Source organism: Micromonospora sp. S4605 (assembly GCF_003176715.1).
Classification (GTDB): domain Bacteria; phylum Actinomycetota; class Actinomycetes; order Mycobacteriales; family Micromonosporaceae; genus Micromonospora; species Micromonospora echinaurantiaca.
This window is the reverse complement of the sequence record NZ_QGSW01000215.1, coordinates 1-13,967: the sequence shown is the minus strand read 5'-3', so window position 1 is coordinate 13,967 and position 13,967 is coordinate 1. Positions and strand designations below refer to the sequence as shown.

The window sequence follows — 13,967 nt, the reverse complement described above, 5'->3', positions numbered from 1 at the left end:
ACGCCGGCATGACCGTCAGCACCCGCAGCGCCACCCCTCCCCCACCCCGTCGACCAGCCGGCCGCCGGCCCGGCCGGCTCGGCCACACCGGGCCCGGCGGCGGCCGGTGGTCCTACATCGAGCCGCCGACGGAGTACCGGGGCACCACGGTGCAGGTCTGCGGCCTGTTCCCGTTCGGCACCGGCGCGTCGACGCCGATGATCGGGGTGCCGCTCGGCCGGCACCTCTACACCGGCTCGGCGGTGTGCTTCGACCCGATCTCCTGGTACACGAGAGCCAGGTTGATCAATAACCCGTCGGTGTGGATCGAGGGCGAGCCCGGCATGGGCAAGTCCACCGCGGTGCGGCGGATGGTCCTCGGCCTGACCGCCCAGGGCGTGACCCCGCTGATCCTCGGTGACCTCAAGCCCGACTACGCGCAGCTGGTCCGGGCCCTCGGCGGGCAGGTGCTGCGCGTCGGGCCCGGCCTGGACCGGATCAACCCTCTCGACGCCGGCCCGTGGCGCCAGGTTCTCGACCGGGTCGACGAGCGCACCGGTTCCGTGGTGCGCTCCGCGGTCACCGACCGGCGGCTGAACATGCTGGTCGCGCTGGCCACTCTCGTGCGGCGCGGGCCCGTCACCTCCGACGAGACCACTGTCCTGTCCGCCGCGCTGCGCTACCTCGCCGAGCGGGAGGGCGATACCCAGCCCGTGCTCTCCGACGTCCTCAACGTCATCCGTGACGCCCCGCCGGAGGTCCGCGCGGTCACCCTCTGGCAGGAGGAGCACGACCTGCCTCGTTTCCGGGAGGAGACCAATGGGCTGCGCCGTACCCTGCTGGCGCTGCTGCACGGCCCGCTCGGTGACACCTTCGAGGGGCAGACCACCACCGCGATCCGCCTCGACACCCCCGCCGTGTGCGTGGACATCTCCAGCATCGACGACACCGACGAGCTGCGCACCGCCGCGACCCTGCTGTCGACCTGGTCCTACGGCTTCGCCCAGGTGGAGGCCGCGCACCTGATGGCCGATCTCAACCTTGCCCCCGCCCGGACCTTCTTCACCGTCCTGGACGAGCTGTGGCGGGCGCTGCGGGTCGGGCACGGCCTGGTCGACCGCGCCGACGGGCTCACCCGGCTCAACCGGCAGAAAGGCACCGGCACCGCGTTCATCACCCACTCCCTGGCTGACCTGGAAGCGCTGCCCACCGCCCACGACCGGGCCAAGGCCAGAGGCTTCGCCGAGCGGTCCGCGGTGCTGATGATCGGCCCCTGCTCGGAGCAGGAGCTGGACTCCGTCTCCCGGGTCCGGCCGCTGTCCCAGGCCGAGCGACGGGAGGTGCTGTCGTGGTCGGCGCCGCCGTCCTGGACGGCCGCCGAGGGCAGTGACACCGTCGGCCGGGGAAACTTCCTGATCAAGGTCGGCTCCCGTCCCGGCATCCCCGTGCACCTGGAGCCCACCGAGACGGAGAAGCAGCTCGGCAACACTGACTTCCGCTGGACGATGACGTGAGCCGCCCCGCCGGCCCGCGCGGCGGCCACGACGACGCCGGCCTGATCGTCGGCGGCATCGCGGCCCTGGCCCTGGTCCTGGCCAGCGCGGCGTGGCTGCCGGTCGTGCTCACCCGGCCCTCCGGGTACACCGGCGGCGGCCCGATCCGAGTAGCCACGGCGGTGCTACGCGGTGAGATCACCTGGACCACCGCGTGCACCGTCGTCGTGGCCATCGAGGTCGCCGTCCTGGTGCTGCTGGGCACCGCGGTGATGGCGGCCCGGCGGTGGGCACGCCGGCGCCGCACCCGGGTCGACTCGGTCGCACCGCGGATGGCCACCCGCAAGGACCTCGCCCACCTCGGACCCAAGGGCATCGCGGACAGCGGCCGGCGGCTGCGGCCCAGCCTCGCCGACGTCGACCGGCCCGAGCCCGACCAGCTCGGCGTGCTGATCGCCTACACCGTGACCGGCGGGATGCCGCTGCGGCAGTCCTGGGAGGACATGGCCGTCGACATCTGGGGCCCGCGCACCGGCAAGACCACCAGCCGCGCTATCCCCGCCATCGTCGCCGCACCCGGACCTACCCTGGTGACCAGCGTCAAGGGCGACATCGTGGATGCCACCCGCGAGGTCCGCGCCACTCGTGGCCAGGTGTGGGCGTTCGATCCGCAGCACATCCTCGGCGCCGAGCAGGGCATGTGGTGGAACCCGCTGCGCGCCGTGGCCACCATCACCGACGCCCGCCGCCTCGCCGAGCACTTCGCCGCCGCCGAACGCGAGCCCGGCATCAGCCGCGACGCCTTCTTCGACCCCAGCTCCGAGGAACTGGTGGCAAACCTGCTGCTGGCCGCCGCCTGCTCCGGCCGGGACATCCTCGCCGCCTACCGATGGGCCGTCAGCCCCCGCGACGACGAACCCGCGATGCTGCTGCGCGAGCACGGCTTCCCGCTGCCCGCCGACGCGGTCTCCGGGGTGGTCCACATGCCCGACAAGACCCGCGGCGGCATCTACGCCGGCGCCCAGAAGATGCTCATGTGCCTCACCGAGCCCGCCGTCACCGCCTGGATAACCCCACCCACCCGCGGCGGGGTCCTCGAGTTCGACCCGGCCGCGTTCGTCGCCTCCACCGACGTGCTCTACCTGCTCTCCCAGGGCGGGCCCGGCTCCCCCGCCCCGCTCGTCGCCGCGCTCACCGACGCGGTCCTGCGTGCTGGCGAGCTGCGCGCCCGGGCCTCGGCCGGCCGGCGTCTGGACCCGCCGCTGCTGAGCATCCTCGACGAGGCCGCCAACATCTGCCGGCTGCGCCAACTTCCCAACCTGTACTCGTACTACGGCTCGCACGGCCTGCCAATCATCACGATCCTGCAGTCCTACCCCCAGGGCGTCGACGTGTGGGGCCGCGAAGGCATGCGCAAGCTGTGGTCCGCCGCGAACGTCCGCACCTACGGCGGCGGCGTCGCCGACCCCGACTGGCTCGAAGAACTGTCCAAGCTCATCGGCGAACACGACGTCACCACCCGCTCGACCAGCAGCAGCGGATCCGGGTGGGGCCAACGATCGGTCTCCCACGCCACCCGCCGCCAACGCATCCTCGACGTGTCCGACCTACACGCCCTGCCCCGCGGCCGGATGATCGTCTACGCCTCCGGCGCACCACCCGCGCTCGCCCGCACTGCCCCCTGGCAGGACGGCCCCTACGCGGAAGCGATCCGCGCATCGATCGCCCGCTGGGACCCCACCGGCCGCACCGACTGGACCCTCACCCCCGACGCCCCACCGGAGCCCGCCGCATGACCACCCCCACCACCGACCCGGCCGCCGAGGCCGTCGCCGACCTCAGCGCGCTGCTCGGCCAGATCGCCAGCGACCCGGCGCCGCCGGCGGCCGAGCCTCCCGCCGGTGCGCAGGCCGACGCGGAGCCCGTGTACCGCAACGTGGAGGCGTTCGTCGGGGACTACCTGGCCCACGTCGTCGAGAGGCGACTGGCCTCCGGGCCGAACTCCGGGCTGAACTGGTGCCCCCGGTGGTGGGCCCACCCCGAGGCGATCTCCCGCCTCTACGCACTATGGCGAGCCTGGGAGACGCTACGGGTCAGCGACCCGCAGACCGGCATGAGCATCTGGTGGCGCGACCACCTCGACCCCCACCTCGCCGCCCTGACCGCCGAGTACGGACCGTTCAACCGGTGCAACCCAACCAAACACACCGATCCCCGGCCGCTGCCGGTCGACCCGGCACCACCGGAGGTGCTCGCTCAGCTTCCTGACGCTGACCGCTGATTCCGCAGCATCACCGCACCGGTCACGCCGCCGCCAGGGGCGGCCAGTAGGTGGGGACTCGACAGACGGAGCAGATCCAGGTGTGGTGACCGCGCTGCGTGGTCGGCGCCGGGCACGGGCAAAGCGCACAGGACATCGGAAGCGGCCAGCCGTCAGAGGGTGCCGGCCAGGTCCCAAGCAGTAGGCCGGGGCCGGGTTGCAAACTGGCGCTGCATGGACGACGGCCGCGAGCCGCCGGGCCGACCACCGGCACCGGCACCGGCCCGATCTGATCTGATCTGATCTGATCTGATCATGCACGTTGGGTAGCGAGTGGCGCACGCCCGGTCTTGACTCCATTGATCGATGCAGCTATATGTTGTTCCAGGGTGCGGGTCGCGTAACTTTCCGCCACGAAACGGGGGGCGACTGTACATGTCAGAACCTGGCCGCCAGGACACCTCGCAACACGTGGTGGACATTGATCTCGTGATGGAGTTTTGTGACCAGCATTTCCGAGACGTCTTTACCGCAGCGGCAGTTGGCCGGGGAGGCGTCATCGAAATATACCGAACGGTCGGCGTCGATCTCGATGATGCGGTTAGGAAACGCTTCCCCCGTGGCCGTTTCGCCTTTGCCCGGGCGCACAGGAGTGCACCTGAAGTCGATGCGGTCATGCGACTGCTCTCCGATGATCATGAATACTTTTGCCATCGCGGCCTGAAAATCTTCTCCTTTGGACCAGACCTGGAGGGTCGCATCATAGTCGAAGTCGACAACCCAGAGCTTGGCCGCAGCATACTTGTGGATCGCCATCCCGAGTCGGTTTTCGAAGTCAAGCGAGGCTGGCCAAAGACCCCCGTTTAGCCAAATAACCGACCGGCGTGAAGTTCGACCTAGAAAACCTGGGAGGTACAAGCGTGCAACTGAGCAAGCTAAAGCGTTCGGTGGTCATTGGGATCGCAGGATTGCTCGCCACCACCCCCACAGCAGTAAGCGCTGCGGAACCCACCAGTCCGCCGAAGACACCGAACCTTTATACGCCTAGCGCTGATGAAGCTTCCCTCGCTCGGCTTCAGGACGCCATGGACGCGGTAAATGATCAGATTCGCCAAACCATCGAAGATAGCTCACTTAAGGGTCTCGGGGCCATTCAGTACGACCTTCCGGGGAAGCGCCTCGTGGTGTACTGGAAGGGAAATGTGCCCGCCAAGCTAACGGAACAAGCCGTCGCGCTTTCCAAATCAGCCGAGGTTGAATTCAGGCAGGCCCGATACACGGAGGACCAGCTCGAGAAGGCGAAAGCCCACATCACTGCCCGAGTGCAGAGTGGTCGACTGAAGGCAAGACTTGTCGAAGTTGGGCCCGCCGCTGACGCCAGCGGCCTCAACGTAGGCGTTGCGCCCGGCGAGGCAGCTTCCGCTAAGGCTGAGCTGGCCAGCGACGTAGAGTTGTCATTTTACGAGCGCCCGCTTCCCGAGCCGGCATACTCACGGTGGGACGACACCGCTCCATACTACGGCGGTGGTGGCATCGAAAATCTTACCGAAGGTAACTGGTGCTCGACCGCATTCGGGGTGAGAAGCAACGCAACGGGCGCCGGTGGGATGTTGACGGCCTCACACTGTGGTGCGCTGAATTCCAACTGGGCTACGATCTGGAGCCTGCGCACATATGGAAAAATGACCGCTCGGCGTCAGGATATCGACTCTGCGGTTCTTACGGGGCAGTCGTATAGCGGGTACGTTTACACGGGCAACGCGGCCGCAGGCTCGGCGGCGCTTCCGGTCTCCGGCTCCCGCGCTCCTGCCGTCGGAAAGTCTGTATGCGTGTCCGGCTCCTTCTCGGGATACAAGTGCAACGTCAGAATCACGCATATCGGTTTGACGATCTACATCCCCTGGGCCGTAAATAATGTCTTCCGCACCGAGGATCAGGACGAGCAAGGAAGCGTAGGCCACGGGGACAGCGGCGGCCCTGTTATCCAATTGACCGACAATGGCACTAAGGCTGGCGCCATCGGGCTTATCAGTGCCATCGAAGGTAGCATCGGGGCGAAGCGTCCGTGCTTGGGTATTACCGAGGCTGATATTCCAGGCCGGGAATGTAGCTGGATTGCGTACCATGTGAACATGACCAGCATTCTAAGCCTGCACAATCTATGGCTACTCACGGCATAGCGGTGGAGCCGTACCGGGACCGCGGCCGGCCACTCGTCGTACCAATCGCCCACTGACCGGCGCTAGACCCCCACGCACCTCCTGTTTGAAGGGCCGACCCGATTCGGGTCAGCCCTTCAAACAGTGCAGCGAAGCTGCCCGGCGATTCCACTCCCCGTCGTTGACCCCAGGGCAGGCCACACCACCTCGGCTAATACCCCCTTTGGCAGAGCCAGCACGACCGGCAGCGGATACTGATACATCCTCGTCGACAACTTCCTCACGTGTCGCACGGTGCCTGAAGACGGTCTACACGGTGAGGTCGGGCGCGGGCCGGGTGTCGGTGGGCAGGGCGGCGATCTGTGCGGCGAGGCGTTGCTGAGCCAACTGTGGCGGCAGCAGTTCGGGCAGCGCCTTGTAGATGGTGCTGCGGGAGACGCCGACGAGCTTGGCGATCGCGCTAATCGACCGCTCCGGCTCGTCGAGGAGCTGGCGGGCGTAGGCGACCTTCTCCGGGGTCATCGCCGGTGGCCGGCCCAGGCGCTGGCCGCGGGCTCGGGCGGCGGCCAGACCCTCGTTGGTGTTGGCCACGATGATCGTGCGGATGAACTCGGCCAGGGCGGCGAAGACGTGGAAGACGAACATGCCGCCAGCGGTGGTGGTGTCCAGCTTCTCGTGCAGCGACAGGAACCCCACCCCCTGGCGTTTGAGTCGACCCACGATGGTGATCAGGTCTTCCAGGGACCGGCCGAGCCGGTCGAGGGACACCACGGTCAGGGCGTCGCCGGGTCGGATGTAGTCGAACATCCGGGCCAGCTCCGGCCGGTTGGCGTTCTTGCCCGAGGCCTTGTCGAAGAAGCACCGCGCGCAACCGGCCGCCGTCAGCGCGGCCTCCTGGCGGGCGAGGTTTTGCTCGCGGGTCGACACGCGGCCGTAGCCGACGAGTACACCGGCGAGTGGAGCGGGCGCGAGAAGGTCCAACGGAGCGGGTGCGGAGGTGGGGGCAGGGGTGGTCATGTCGTCCAGGGTGCCCAACAAACCCTGCGGCGGGTTCTTGGACACGCCGGTTTTCTGGACAGGTTTGTTGGACAGTCCTCACCGACCGCCGGTACATTTCTTGATCTTGTTCGGGAAACGACCGATTCTCAGACAGCCGGAAAACGTCGCCTCACGAGCCGGAATGCAGAAGACCCTAACTTTTGCGCTCATCGCAAAACAGTGCGCAGAATGTAGGGCATGACTCGACGGGACATCTTCACCGACGTAGCCGCGATCCTCTACCCGATCCCGCAACCCGAACCCGGCGAGGAGCACGACGACGGCTTCCTCGCCGCGCGGGACGAGGCCGCCGAAGACCAAGAACGCACCGCCGAGAACCTGCGGATCGCGTGGGACGCAGGCGACCAGGACCCACTGATCGGCGCGCTGGCCGCCGCACGCCTCGCAAAGGAGGAAGCCGAGCAGCGAATCCGCGAGCTGATCGCCTACGGGCGCGAGTTCGTCCAACCCCGCCCCTACACGCTGGGTGACCTGGCCGCAGCCGCCGGCATGTCCATCTCCGGCGTGCGCACCGCCTACAGCCACCGCGACGTCGCCCAGGTCGCCAACGTCACCCGCGCCAAGCCGCGAGAGTGGCGAGCCCCCGATCCCGAGGACGGGCAGGCAACGGCATGACCACAGCGGCCTGCACCTGCCCGATCCGCTGGCGACGTCTCTACACGACGATCGAAGGCATCCGGTACGAGGTTAAACCGGCTCCCGCCGACACCCCAACCAGCCTGCTGTTTCGAGCCTGGTGCGCCGGCTGCGGCGCCGAATTCACCTACCCGTTCCGCGTCGACCCCGCCCATGACCAAGCAGCCTGACGTGCCGACCACTCTCGCCACCTAGATCAACTCTTTAGGTTGATTTTTCGCTGGAAGCTACGGACAGGCCCCTGAGCGCCGCCGCCTATCGCACGTAGATCGCACGCGCCGCTCTGGCGGGTCGGATCTGGAAGATGGTCCTTGGGCTGGCCCGGGCGCTAACGTACCGTATGCCAGTTATTGACTTGGATGCGCCGCCGCGCAGCTCGCCGCCTCTGCGGCGCCCGCACCCTCGGTTTGTCATTGCCGCCGGCGTGATGCTGGGCCTTGGCTTTCTCACCGGCGAGCCGGCGGAACGACCCTTGCAGGTGGATACGACGTGGTATACGACGTGGGTTTGCGGGCCTCCTACGGTTGAAGCAGACAACACGGCGACTCCAACAACCGTGTGGCCGAGGGGGGTCGAGCTCACCATCGATCCTCAGGCCGGCCGTATCGTTTCGGTGCGGTGCCACACTCCTTAGCTCGCTGCGACCGAGGCCGCTTGCGCACGGGGGAAGCCTCGGAGCAGATCGCCACGGCAGACTACGGTCGACAGACCGTGAAACGTGGCAGGGCCCGAACGACCCGGGCCCTGCCACGTTCCCGCTCGTCAGATGAGGTCACCGTCGAGCGATGTAGGTGATCGTCTCCGGGGTCGTGAGGTTGATGGTGATGTAGGCAGCGTGCGTCCAGTCGAGACCGTTGTAGCGGAACGTGCCGGTCCTGTCGCCGGTGGCGTACCGGTACACGCTCGACCATGTGCCGTACAGGGAACCAGTGCCGATGTAGCCGTTCGGGACGCTGTTCAGCATGCAGAGACTGGTCGTAGAGCACCCCGGGCCGAGGCGGGTGAGCGCGGACGGGGTGAACGTGCTCTCGGTGTCGATTGCGGCCAGGATCTTGCCGGCCTTGGGGTCAACGAGCAACTGGACCTTGTGTCCGGAATTCGCGATCCTGTCGATCTCTTCCTCGCTCTGCGACCCGGCGAGAGACCACAACATCTCTGTGTAGTCGGGCACGAGGGTCGACTCGCTGACCGGGGAAAGCCCGTCGTCGACGCTCGCGCTGGCGGGCGAGACGAACGAGAACCCAACCATCGTCGCTGCTGTCGCCAACACCACCAGCTTCCGCAACCCAGATTTGAACACGTTCTGATACCTCCCCGTTACAGCAAGCAATGAAGACGCCAGTCTGCCCTAGCCTTGATCAGAGATCAAGGCCATCGGTGAAACTTGATGACTGCACTTGCATGCCTTGTGGGCCCGCCCGTAGCTTCCAGCCAAGAACAACGCTAGAAGTTGATCTAGCGCGAGGACCGCCAGCGGCTGTTCGACAATCGATCGATTGCCGGACACCGCGACAACGCGCCCACCCACAGAACCGCGTCCCATTCACATCTACCGCTGCGAACCCGTCACCACCGGCAGCGCCTGATCGATACACATGGCGAGGGGTCGCGCCGTCGACGTCCACGTGCCACCTCTGCCGCACCGCATCGTCGACGACGCACAGCACGGCCGGCACCCGGGGGGTGGGTGCCGGCCACACGCTATTTCGGCCCCCTGGCGCTCGCACCCGGCACCGGCCGCCCCGCCTACATCAAATCCTTGGAGTTGTTTTTGGGCCGGAGGCTACGGCCGGACCTTCAGGCAATGGCGAGCCATTGGGTCACTTTGTCGGTGAGGACCACCTCGTAGGGGAGGCCTCGCAGGTCTTGCTCGGTCACGTTCAGGCCGCGGGCCCGAGCGAGGTCGGCCAGCCACGACCACGGGTGGTCCTCGGTGTCGTCCTCGTCGTCGGGCAGCACGACGTTCAGCACGTTTTGGGTGATGCTGTCTCGGGTCTCGCCGGCCGGGGCAGCGCCAGTGCGTGGGTCGCCGGTTGAATTCCAGCCGATGGTGAAGCCGCGATCTTGGTGCAGGGTCACCCGCCGGCCGTCTTCCAGGGTGACGAACTCGCTGACGGAGAAGCTCTGTGAGTCTGTTTCGCCGGGGCGCTGCGGCCTCAGGTCGCAGATGGCGCCGAGGCCTACGACGCGGCCGGGCTCGACAGGGGGAAGATCCGTCCGGTCGTCGACGGCGTCCGGGTGCGCGCGCCAACCGCCTTCCACGCCGCTCCCCTCTCCGCTGTCGAGCCCCATGTGACCTCTTGGGTGGTTCTCGGCGAACCATGCAGCCCTGGCCACTACTAACTACGTCATGACCAGCGTATTCGTGGTCTACCGCATCTGGCTGAGACACTCGCTAACCGGCACGAGCCCGCCGTGGGTATCGGATCGGTGAGGGGTGTCAGGGGCTGCACGAGAGGTTCTTGATGGCTGAGTAGGTGTAGCCGGAAGGGTCGATGACTCCGTTGAGGTCGACGTCGACGAAAGCGCGCCAGCCGACTGTCGAGCTGTTCGCGCAGGCCTTCCTGGCGGTGGCGCGTTTGCCGGAGCCGCCTCCTGCGGAGTAGTCACCCGATCCGGAAGCGACCGAGATCCACCCACATCCAGTGGAACCACAGAAGTAGGCCTGCAGGTACACGTCGACGTTCGCAGTGCTGGGGCATGTGCCGGAGATCTTCAGCCACCACCCGTGCGCGGAGGTCTCACCGCCGGAGGGGTGCGGGTCGTCGACGGCCTGCCGGTACGTGCAGGAGCCGGCTGTGATGTTGCCCGACTCCGCCTGGGGAGCGACGTCGCCACCGGGGTAGGGAGCGAAATAGCCGGACGCCGTACCGGACGATGACGCGGGCGGGGACGCCTGCGCGGTGGCGGGCAGGGCGCCGACGGACATCAGGGCGGCGCAGGCGACAGCCACCGACGTGCGCCGTAAGCGCCGGATCGCGTGAGCCTTGAAGATCATATCGAGCACCTTCCATGAGACGGGTACGTGACTCGTCGTACACCCCAGCGCTACAGCCTGTCAACTTATGCGGGGCCGCGCGGTGGGGCGGGGGGTTCCGAGCGCCGGTCTCAGGGGCTGGCTTACTGGACGGACCCTCGCCTGGAGGAAGGCGGCCCACAAACACCGCCATCTATCCCTACACTCTGCGGCCATGAGATTGCGGAAGGTGGCCGCTTGCGGAGTGGCGGTCGTAGCGTTGGCCGCCAGCGGGTGCGCGGCGTCGTACGAGGATCGGATGAAGTACCTGGACGAGATAGCCCAGAAGGGCATCGACTACCGGGCCAAGCTGTACGAGCAGAAGACCGAGCCGTCGACCGAGGCATGCAAGATCGGCTTTGATCTTCTCAAGGCAAACCCGCCCCAGGACCAGGACGGCGGGGGCACCAGCTCAAAGTGGAAAGAGCAGGTCGAAGAGGCATACATCAAGAGCTGCGTCACCGGCGAGTTGAAGCCCAAGCCCGATGTGGAGGGCGTTGACGCTGTCACGCCGGTCCCGGTGACCGCGCCTCCGGGACCGTCCGGGTCGCCGTCGGCGTCCGCTTCGCCGGCTACCTGAGCGCATTCCGCCGGCAAGTTGACGGGTCCAGGGGGTCAGGCCCGACCCGACCCCCTGGATGGGACTCCGCTGAGGGTGCCGCAACGGTGGGAAGCAGCTCGCCCGACAGGACGGTTACTGCCGTGTCCTCCGCTGGCGTTGTTCGGCGCGCAGGCACGCCGGGTGCCAGCGGGCGTACCGGACGCCGTCGTCATCGACGGTGGGCACCGGTAGGGCCTCGTCGAGTGGCACGTACTGGCCGCAGCCGGTCCGGCCGCACCGGTTGGCCGGATCGACCCGGTCCAGGGCGTCCAGGTCGACCGGCGGCAGTTCGACGTGCAGGTACACGGTGACGCCGTCGCCGGAGCGGCGTCGACGGGGCGGGCTCTCCCGGGTGACGGTGAGGACCCGGCCGATGGCCAGCGCTGCGGCGTCGGCCTGGTCGACGTCGCCGGCGACGATGCGGACCTCGATCGTCATCGGCGGGCCATCGCCTTCGGGGTACGCGATGGTGCGGTCATGGCGCACAGCAGTTCGTAGGCGGTCTCGCAGTCGCCGCGGGCCCGGTGCCCGCCGCCGAGGGGCAGCCAGCGGCGCACGAGTTCCCAGTCTGAGCGGCGGCCCATCAGGCACGACCAGGTGCCGAGGTCACCGAGGTGCGCCGGGTCCAGGCCGTCACGGCCGGCGTGCCGGGCGATGGTGCCGTGGTCGAACTCGGCGTTGTAGGCCAGCACCTCCTTGCCGGCGGTGACCTCCAGCAGCCGGGGCAGCACCTCGGCCAAGGGCGGGGCGTCGGCCAGCTCGGCGTCGCTGATGCCGTGCACCCACCGGGCCTCCGGCTCCACCTCGCAGCCCGGGGCGACCAGGGTGTCCAGCAGCGTCTCACCGGTGCAGGCGTCGATCACGGCGATCTCCACGAGGTAGCCGGCCAGGCCGGTGGTCTCGGTGTCGAGGATGACCGCCGCTTCGGGCTCGCGCATGGCCCTCGCCCAGCGGATCGCCGCACCGGCGTCGGTGGCCACCGCGATCTCGTGCCGGTGCTCCTTGAGGTACGGGTGGGTGGCGATCGCCTTGCGGACCTCTTGCTCCGTCGGGGCGCCATCGACACGTTCCCAGTCGACCTCCCAGCGGCCCGCGCCGGGATGGAACCAGGCCCAGACCTCGATGCCGTGCCGGTCGCCCAGCTCGGCCACCCACCGGCGCACCACGGCAGCCCGGTCAACCGGTCGGCGGGCCAGCTCCCGCAGCGGGGACGGCTCCCCGCGGCGGACGGCGTGCACGGCCTCCCAGTCGATCGCTGGGTGCTCGCGCAGCGCTTCCAGGTCACCCACCCGGTACAGCGGCACGCTCACCGACCGGTACCGGCTCACCTCCACCGAGGTGTGCGTGCGTGGGGCCAGCAGATCGCTGGCCACGAGGTACTTGAAATCGGTCGGGCGGATCTCCAGGAACGTCGCGGCCTGGTGGCTCATCAGCAGCCGGTCCTGGCGCACCTGCTCGACCAGATCCTCATCGCCGGCCAGCGCGTCCAGGTCCGCCGTGGCGTACCGGTCCTGCCGACCCAGGCGCAGCCCGCGCTCTTTGGCGACCCGCTCGAACTCGTCGCGCCGCCACCCGAGGTACGCGGGAGCGTCCCACTTGCTGACGCTCGCGGCGATCCACGCCTGCCGCTCGGCCACCACCGCGCCGAGCTGGTCGACGTCGACCGAGTCCAGGGCCCGGCAGTCCCACAGCGGGAACTCGTTGTACCAGCCGGCCACCCGCAGCGCCCCGGCGTCGGCCAGGGCCTCCACGTCGACCTTCTCGACGTCCAAACCGGTGCGGGCGGCCAGTCGTTGGGCGGCGCGGTGCCCACCGATCGGGGCCTCGGTACCCACGACGGCCACGATCTCCTCGCGCCGCGCGGCGACCTGGTCGGCCAGGGCGACCGACCACCGGCCGCCGCAGTCCGCGGGCGGGATCAGCCCGGCCGTGGTGCCGGCGTCCCACTGCCACTCGGCCAGGCCGGTGTGCCGCAGCACCTGGATCGGACCCAGGTCCGCTGGCGGGGCCTTGGGCTTCGGTGCCTTGCGGGCGCGGGTCTTCGGCACGGCGGCGGACTCGGCCGCCACGTCGTTCTCGCTCACCAGCTCGTGTCCTTTCGCAGGTGGGGGCAGGGAGAGGGACGGCGCATGGTGTGCCCGGACGGGTCGTCGAGCACGGGCGCGAACCCGGCCCGGCTCAGTGCCCGCACCAGGAGGCGTCGGTCGGAGCCGTACGAGTCGGTCGGGGTGCACACCACATCCAGGCCGCGAGCGTCCGCGGCGGCCAGGATGGCCAGCAGCATCCGCGGCCCGTGCCAGCCACCTCGGGCGTCGACCGGCACCCGCAGGATCCCGATGGCCAGCGCCCCGTCGTCGGTGATGTCCAGGGCGAGCAGCACCATCCCGGGCAGCGAGCTCCTCAGCTCCCACTCCAGCCGGGCGATCCAGTCGTCGGCGTCGACGGTGCTCACGCCGGCACGCCAATCGCCTCGGCGAAGGCGGCGACCCGCGCGTACTTCGTGGCGGTGCTGTGCCCGTCCCAGCCGACCGGGTGGGCGGGCAGGTGCCAGGACACCTGGCCGGTGGGCAGTTCCAGGTAGACCACGACCGGGCGGGGGTCGGCGGCATCGTGGCCGACGCCGGCGGGAACGCCGGCGTCGGCGGCCAGGGCCAGCGCGGCCCAGATCAGAGCGTTGCGGCGGGTGTAGGCGGCAGTGATCTCCGGAGTGTCCGGGCCGGTGTGTCCGAGCCGGGACGGGTCGACCGCGGCGATGTCTACCAGG

16 protein-coding genes are annotated in these 13,967 nt (G+C 68.6%); 7 read left to right on the top strand and 9 right to left on the bottom strand.

Translation table 11 applies throughout. The annotated features are described in order from the left end of the window. Positions 1-8: 8 nt before the first annotated feature. The 3 genes from DLJ47_RS17930 to DLJ47_RS17920 are packed head-to-tail and all read left to right on the top strand — an operon-like array spanning position 9 to position 3,753. Positions 9-1,493 (top strand): ATP/GTP-binding protein, encoded by a 1,485-nt coding sequence (locus DLJ47_RS17930; RefSeq protein WP_109901111.1) that lies wholly within the window; start codon positions 9-11, stop codon positions 1,491-1,493. Continuing rightward, complete coding sequence (locus DLJ47_RS17925) at positions 1,490-3,268, top strand: type IV secretory system conjugative DNA transfer family protein (protein ID WP_109901110.1); 1,779 nt, start codon at positions 1,490-1,492, stop codon at positions 3,266-3,268. Before DLJ47_RS17930 ends, DLJ47_RS17925 begins: the two co-directional genes overlap by 4 nt. Continuing rightward, on the top strand, positions 3,265-3,753 hold the full coding sequence (locus DLJ47_RS17920; RefSeq protein WP_109901109.1) for a DUF4913 domain-containing protein: 489 nt from the start codon (positions 3,265-3,267) through the stop codon (positions 3,751-3,753). The genes DLJ47_RS17925 and DLJ47_RS17920 overlap by 4 nt, the downstream gene beginning before the upstream one ends. A gap of 417 nt (positions 3,754-4,170) precedes the next feature. On the opposite strand, the gene DLJ47_RS17915 is transcribed toward DLJ47_RS17920, so the two are convergent. Next, complete coding sequence (locus DLJ47_RS17915; protein WP_109901108.1) at positions 4,171-4,548, bottom strand: hypothetical protein; 378 nt, start codon at positions 4,546-4,548, stop codon at positions 4,171-4,173. 104 nt (positions 4,549-4,652) lie between these two features. Between DLJ47_RS17915 and DLJ47_RS35395 the strand changes: the two genes are divergently transcribed. Further along, complete coding sequence (locus DLJ47_RS35395) at positions 4,653-5,912, top strand: S1 family peptidase (RefSeq protein WP_146228119.1); 1,260 nt, start codon at positions 4,653-4,655, stop codon at positions 5,910-5,912. Positions 5,913-6,200: 288 nt separating this feature from the next. On the opposite strand, the gene DLJ47_RS17910 is transcribed toward DLJ47_RS35395, so the two are convergent. Beyond that, a complete protein-coding gene (locus DLJ47_RS17910) occupies positions 6,201-6,908 on the bottom strand; it encodes a recombinase family protein (protein WP_109901146.1) in 708 nt (235 codons plus the stop codon). A 219-nt stretch (positions 6,909-7,127) separates the two neighbouring features. On the opposite strand from DLJ47_RS17910, the gene DLJ47_RS17905 reads away from it, so the two are divergent. Then, on the top strand, positions 7,128-7,565 hold the full coding sequence (locus DLJ47_RS17905; protein WP_109901107.1) for a hypothetical protein: 438 nt from the start codon (positions 7,128-7,130) through the stop codon (positions 7,563-7,565). Next, positions 7,562-7,756 carry a hypothetical protein gene (locus DLJ47_RS17900; RefSeq protein WP_109901106.1) on the top strand — a complete coding sequence of 65 codons (195 nt, stop codon included), beginning with the start codon at positions 7,562-7,564 and terminating at the stop codon, positions 7,754-7,756. Before DLJ47_RS17905 ends, DLJ47_RS17900 begins: the two co-directional genes overlap by 4 nt. A gap of 602 nt (positions 7,757-8,358) precedes the next feature. Here the strand turns inward: DLJ47_RS17900 and DLJ47_RS17895 are convergent. The 3 genes from DLJ47_RS17895 to DLJ47_RS17885 all read right to left on the bottom strand — a co-directional run bounded on the left by DLJ47_RS17895 (position 8,359) and on the right by DLJ47_RS17885 (position 10,584). After that, positions 8,359-8,886: a hypothetical protein gene (locus tag DLJ47_RS17895; protein WP_146228118.1), complete on the bottom strand. Its 528-nt coding sequence runs from the start codon at positions 8,884-8,886 to the stop codon at positions 8,359-8,361. 497 nt (positions 8,887-9,383) lie between these two features. Next, positions 9,384-9,878: a hypothetical protein gene (locus DLJ47_RS17890; RefSeq protein WP_199235891.1), complete on the bottom strand. Its 495-nt coding sequence runs from the start codon at positions 9,876-9,878 to the stop codon at positions 9,384-9,386. Positions 9,879-10,026: 148 nt separating this feature from the next. Next, positions 10,027-10,584, bottom strand: coding sequence for a hypothetical protein (locus DLJ47_RS17885; protein ID WP_146228117.1), 558 nt, complete (start codon positions 10,582-10,584; stop codon positions 10,027-10,029). A 193-nt stretch (positions 10,585-10,777) separates the two neighbouring features. Here DLJ47_RS17885 and DLJ47_RS17880 point away from each other — a divergent pair, with 193 nt between their 5' ends. Next, positions 10,778-11,182, top strand: a complete 405-nt coding sequence (locus DLJ47_RS17880; protein ID WP_146228116.1) for a hypothetical protein — start codon at positions 10,778-10,780, stop codon at positions 11,180-11,182. A gap of 114 nt (positions 11,183-11,296) precedes the next feature. Here the strand turns inward: DLJ47_RS17880 and DLJ47_RS17875 are convergent, their stop codons facing one another. The 4 genes from DLJ47_RS17875 to DLJ47_RS35785 form a co-directional block, all read right to left on the bottom strand. Then, positions 11,297-11,641, bottom strand: coding sequence for a hypothetical protein (locus tag DLJ47_RS17875; RefSeq protein ID WP_109901102.1), 345 nt, complete (start codon positions 11,639-11,641; stop codon positions 11,297-11,299). After that, positions 11,638-13,287 carry a 3'-5' exonuclease gene (locus DLJ47_RS17870; RefSeq protein ID WP_109901101.1) on the bottom strand — a complete coding sequence of 550 codons (1,650 nt, stop codon included), beginning with the start codon at positions 13,285-13,287 and terminating at the stop codon, positions 11,638-11,640. Before DLJ47_RS17870 ends, DLJ47_RS17875 begins: the two co-directional genes overlap by 4 nt. Beyond that, positions 13,284-13,655 (bottom strand): hypothetical protein, encoded by a 372-nt coding sequence (locus DLJ47_RS17865; RefSeq protein ID WP_109901100.1) that lies wholly within the window; start codon positions 13,653-13,655, stop codon positions 13,284-13,286. Before DLJ47_RS17865 ends, DLJ47_RS17870 begins: the two co-directional genes overlap by 4 nt. After that, on the bottom strand, positions 13,652-13,967 hold a 316-nt coding region (locus DLJ47_RS35785; protein ID WP_109901099.1), incomplete at its 5' end, for a hypothetical protein. The genes DLJ47_RS35785 and DLJ47_RS17865, both read right to left, overlap by 4 nt.

Excerpts from the sequence above, each read along its gene's own strand:
- DLJ47_RS17930 (WP_109901111.1), top strand. The coding sequence starts at position 9 with ATGACCGTCAGCACCCGCAGCGCCACCCCTCCCCCACCCCGTCGACCA.
- DLJ47_RS17920 (WP_109901109.1), top strand. The coding sequence starts at position 3,265 with ATGACCACCCCCACCACCGACCCGGCCGCCGAGGCCGTCGCCGACCTC.
- DLJ47_RS17915 (WP_109901108.1), bottom strand. The coding sequence starts at position 4,548 with ATGGCGATCCACAAGTATGCTGCGGCCAAGCTCTGGGTTGTCGACTTC.
- DLJ47_RS17910 (WP_109901146.1), bottom strand. The coding sequence starts at position 6,908 with ATGACCACCCCTGCCCCCACCTCCGCACCCGCTCCGTTGGACCTTCTC.
- DLJ47_RS17905 (WP_109901107.1), top strand. The coding sequence starts at position 7,128 with ATGACTCGACGGGACATCTTCACCGACGTAGCCGCGATCCTCTACCCG.
- DLJ47_RS17900 (WP_109901106.1), top strand. The coding sequence starts at position 7,562 with ATGACCACAGCGGCCTGCACCTGCCCGATCCGCTGGCGACGTCTCTAC.
- DLJ47_RS17890 (WP_199235891.1), bottom strand. The coding sequence starts at position 9,878 with ATGGGGCTCGACAGCGGAGAGGGGAGCGGCGTGGAAGGCGGTTGGCGC.
- DLJ47_RS17885 (WP_146228117.1), bottom strand. The coding sequence starts at position 10,584 with ATGATCTTCAAGGCTCACGCGATCCGGCGCTTACGGCGCACGTCGGTG.
- DLJ47_RS17880 (WP_146228116.1), top strand. The coding sequence starts at position 10,778 with ATGAGATTGCGGAAGGTGGCCGCTTGCGGAGTGGCGGTCGTAGCGTTG.
- DLJ47_RS17875 (WP_109901102.1), bottom strand. The coding sequence starts at position 11,641 with ATGACGATCGAGGTCCGCATCGTCGCCGGCGACGTCGACCAGGCCGAC.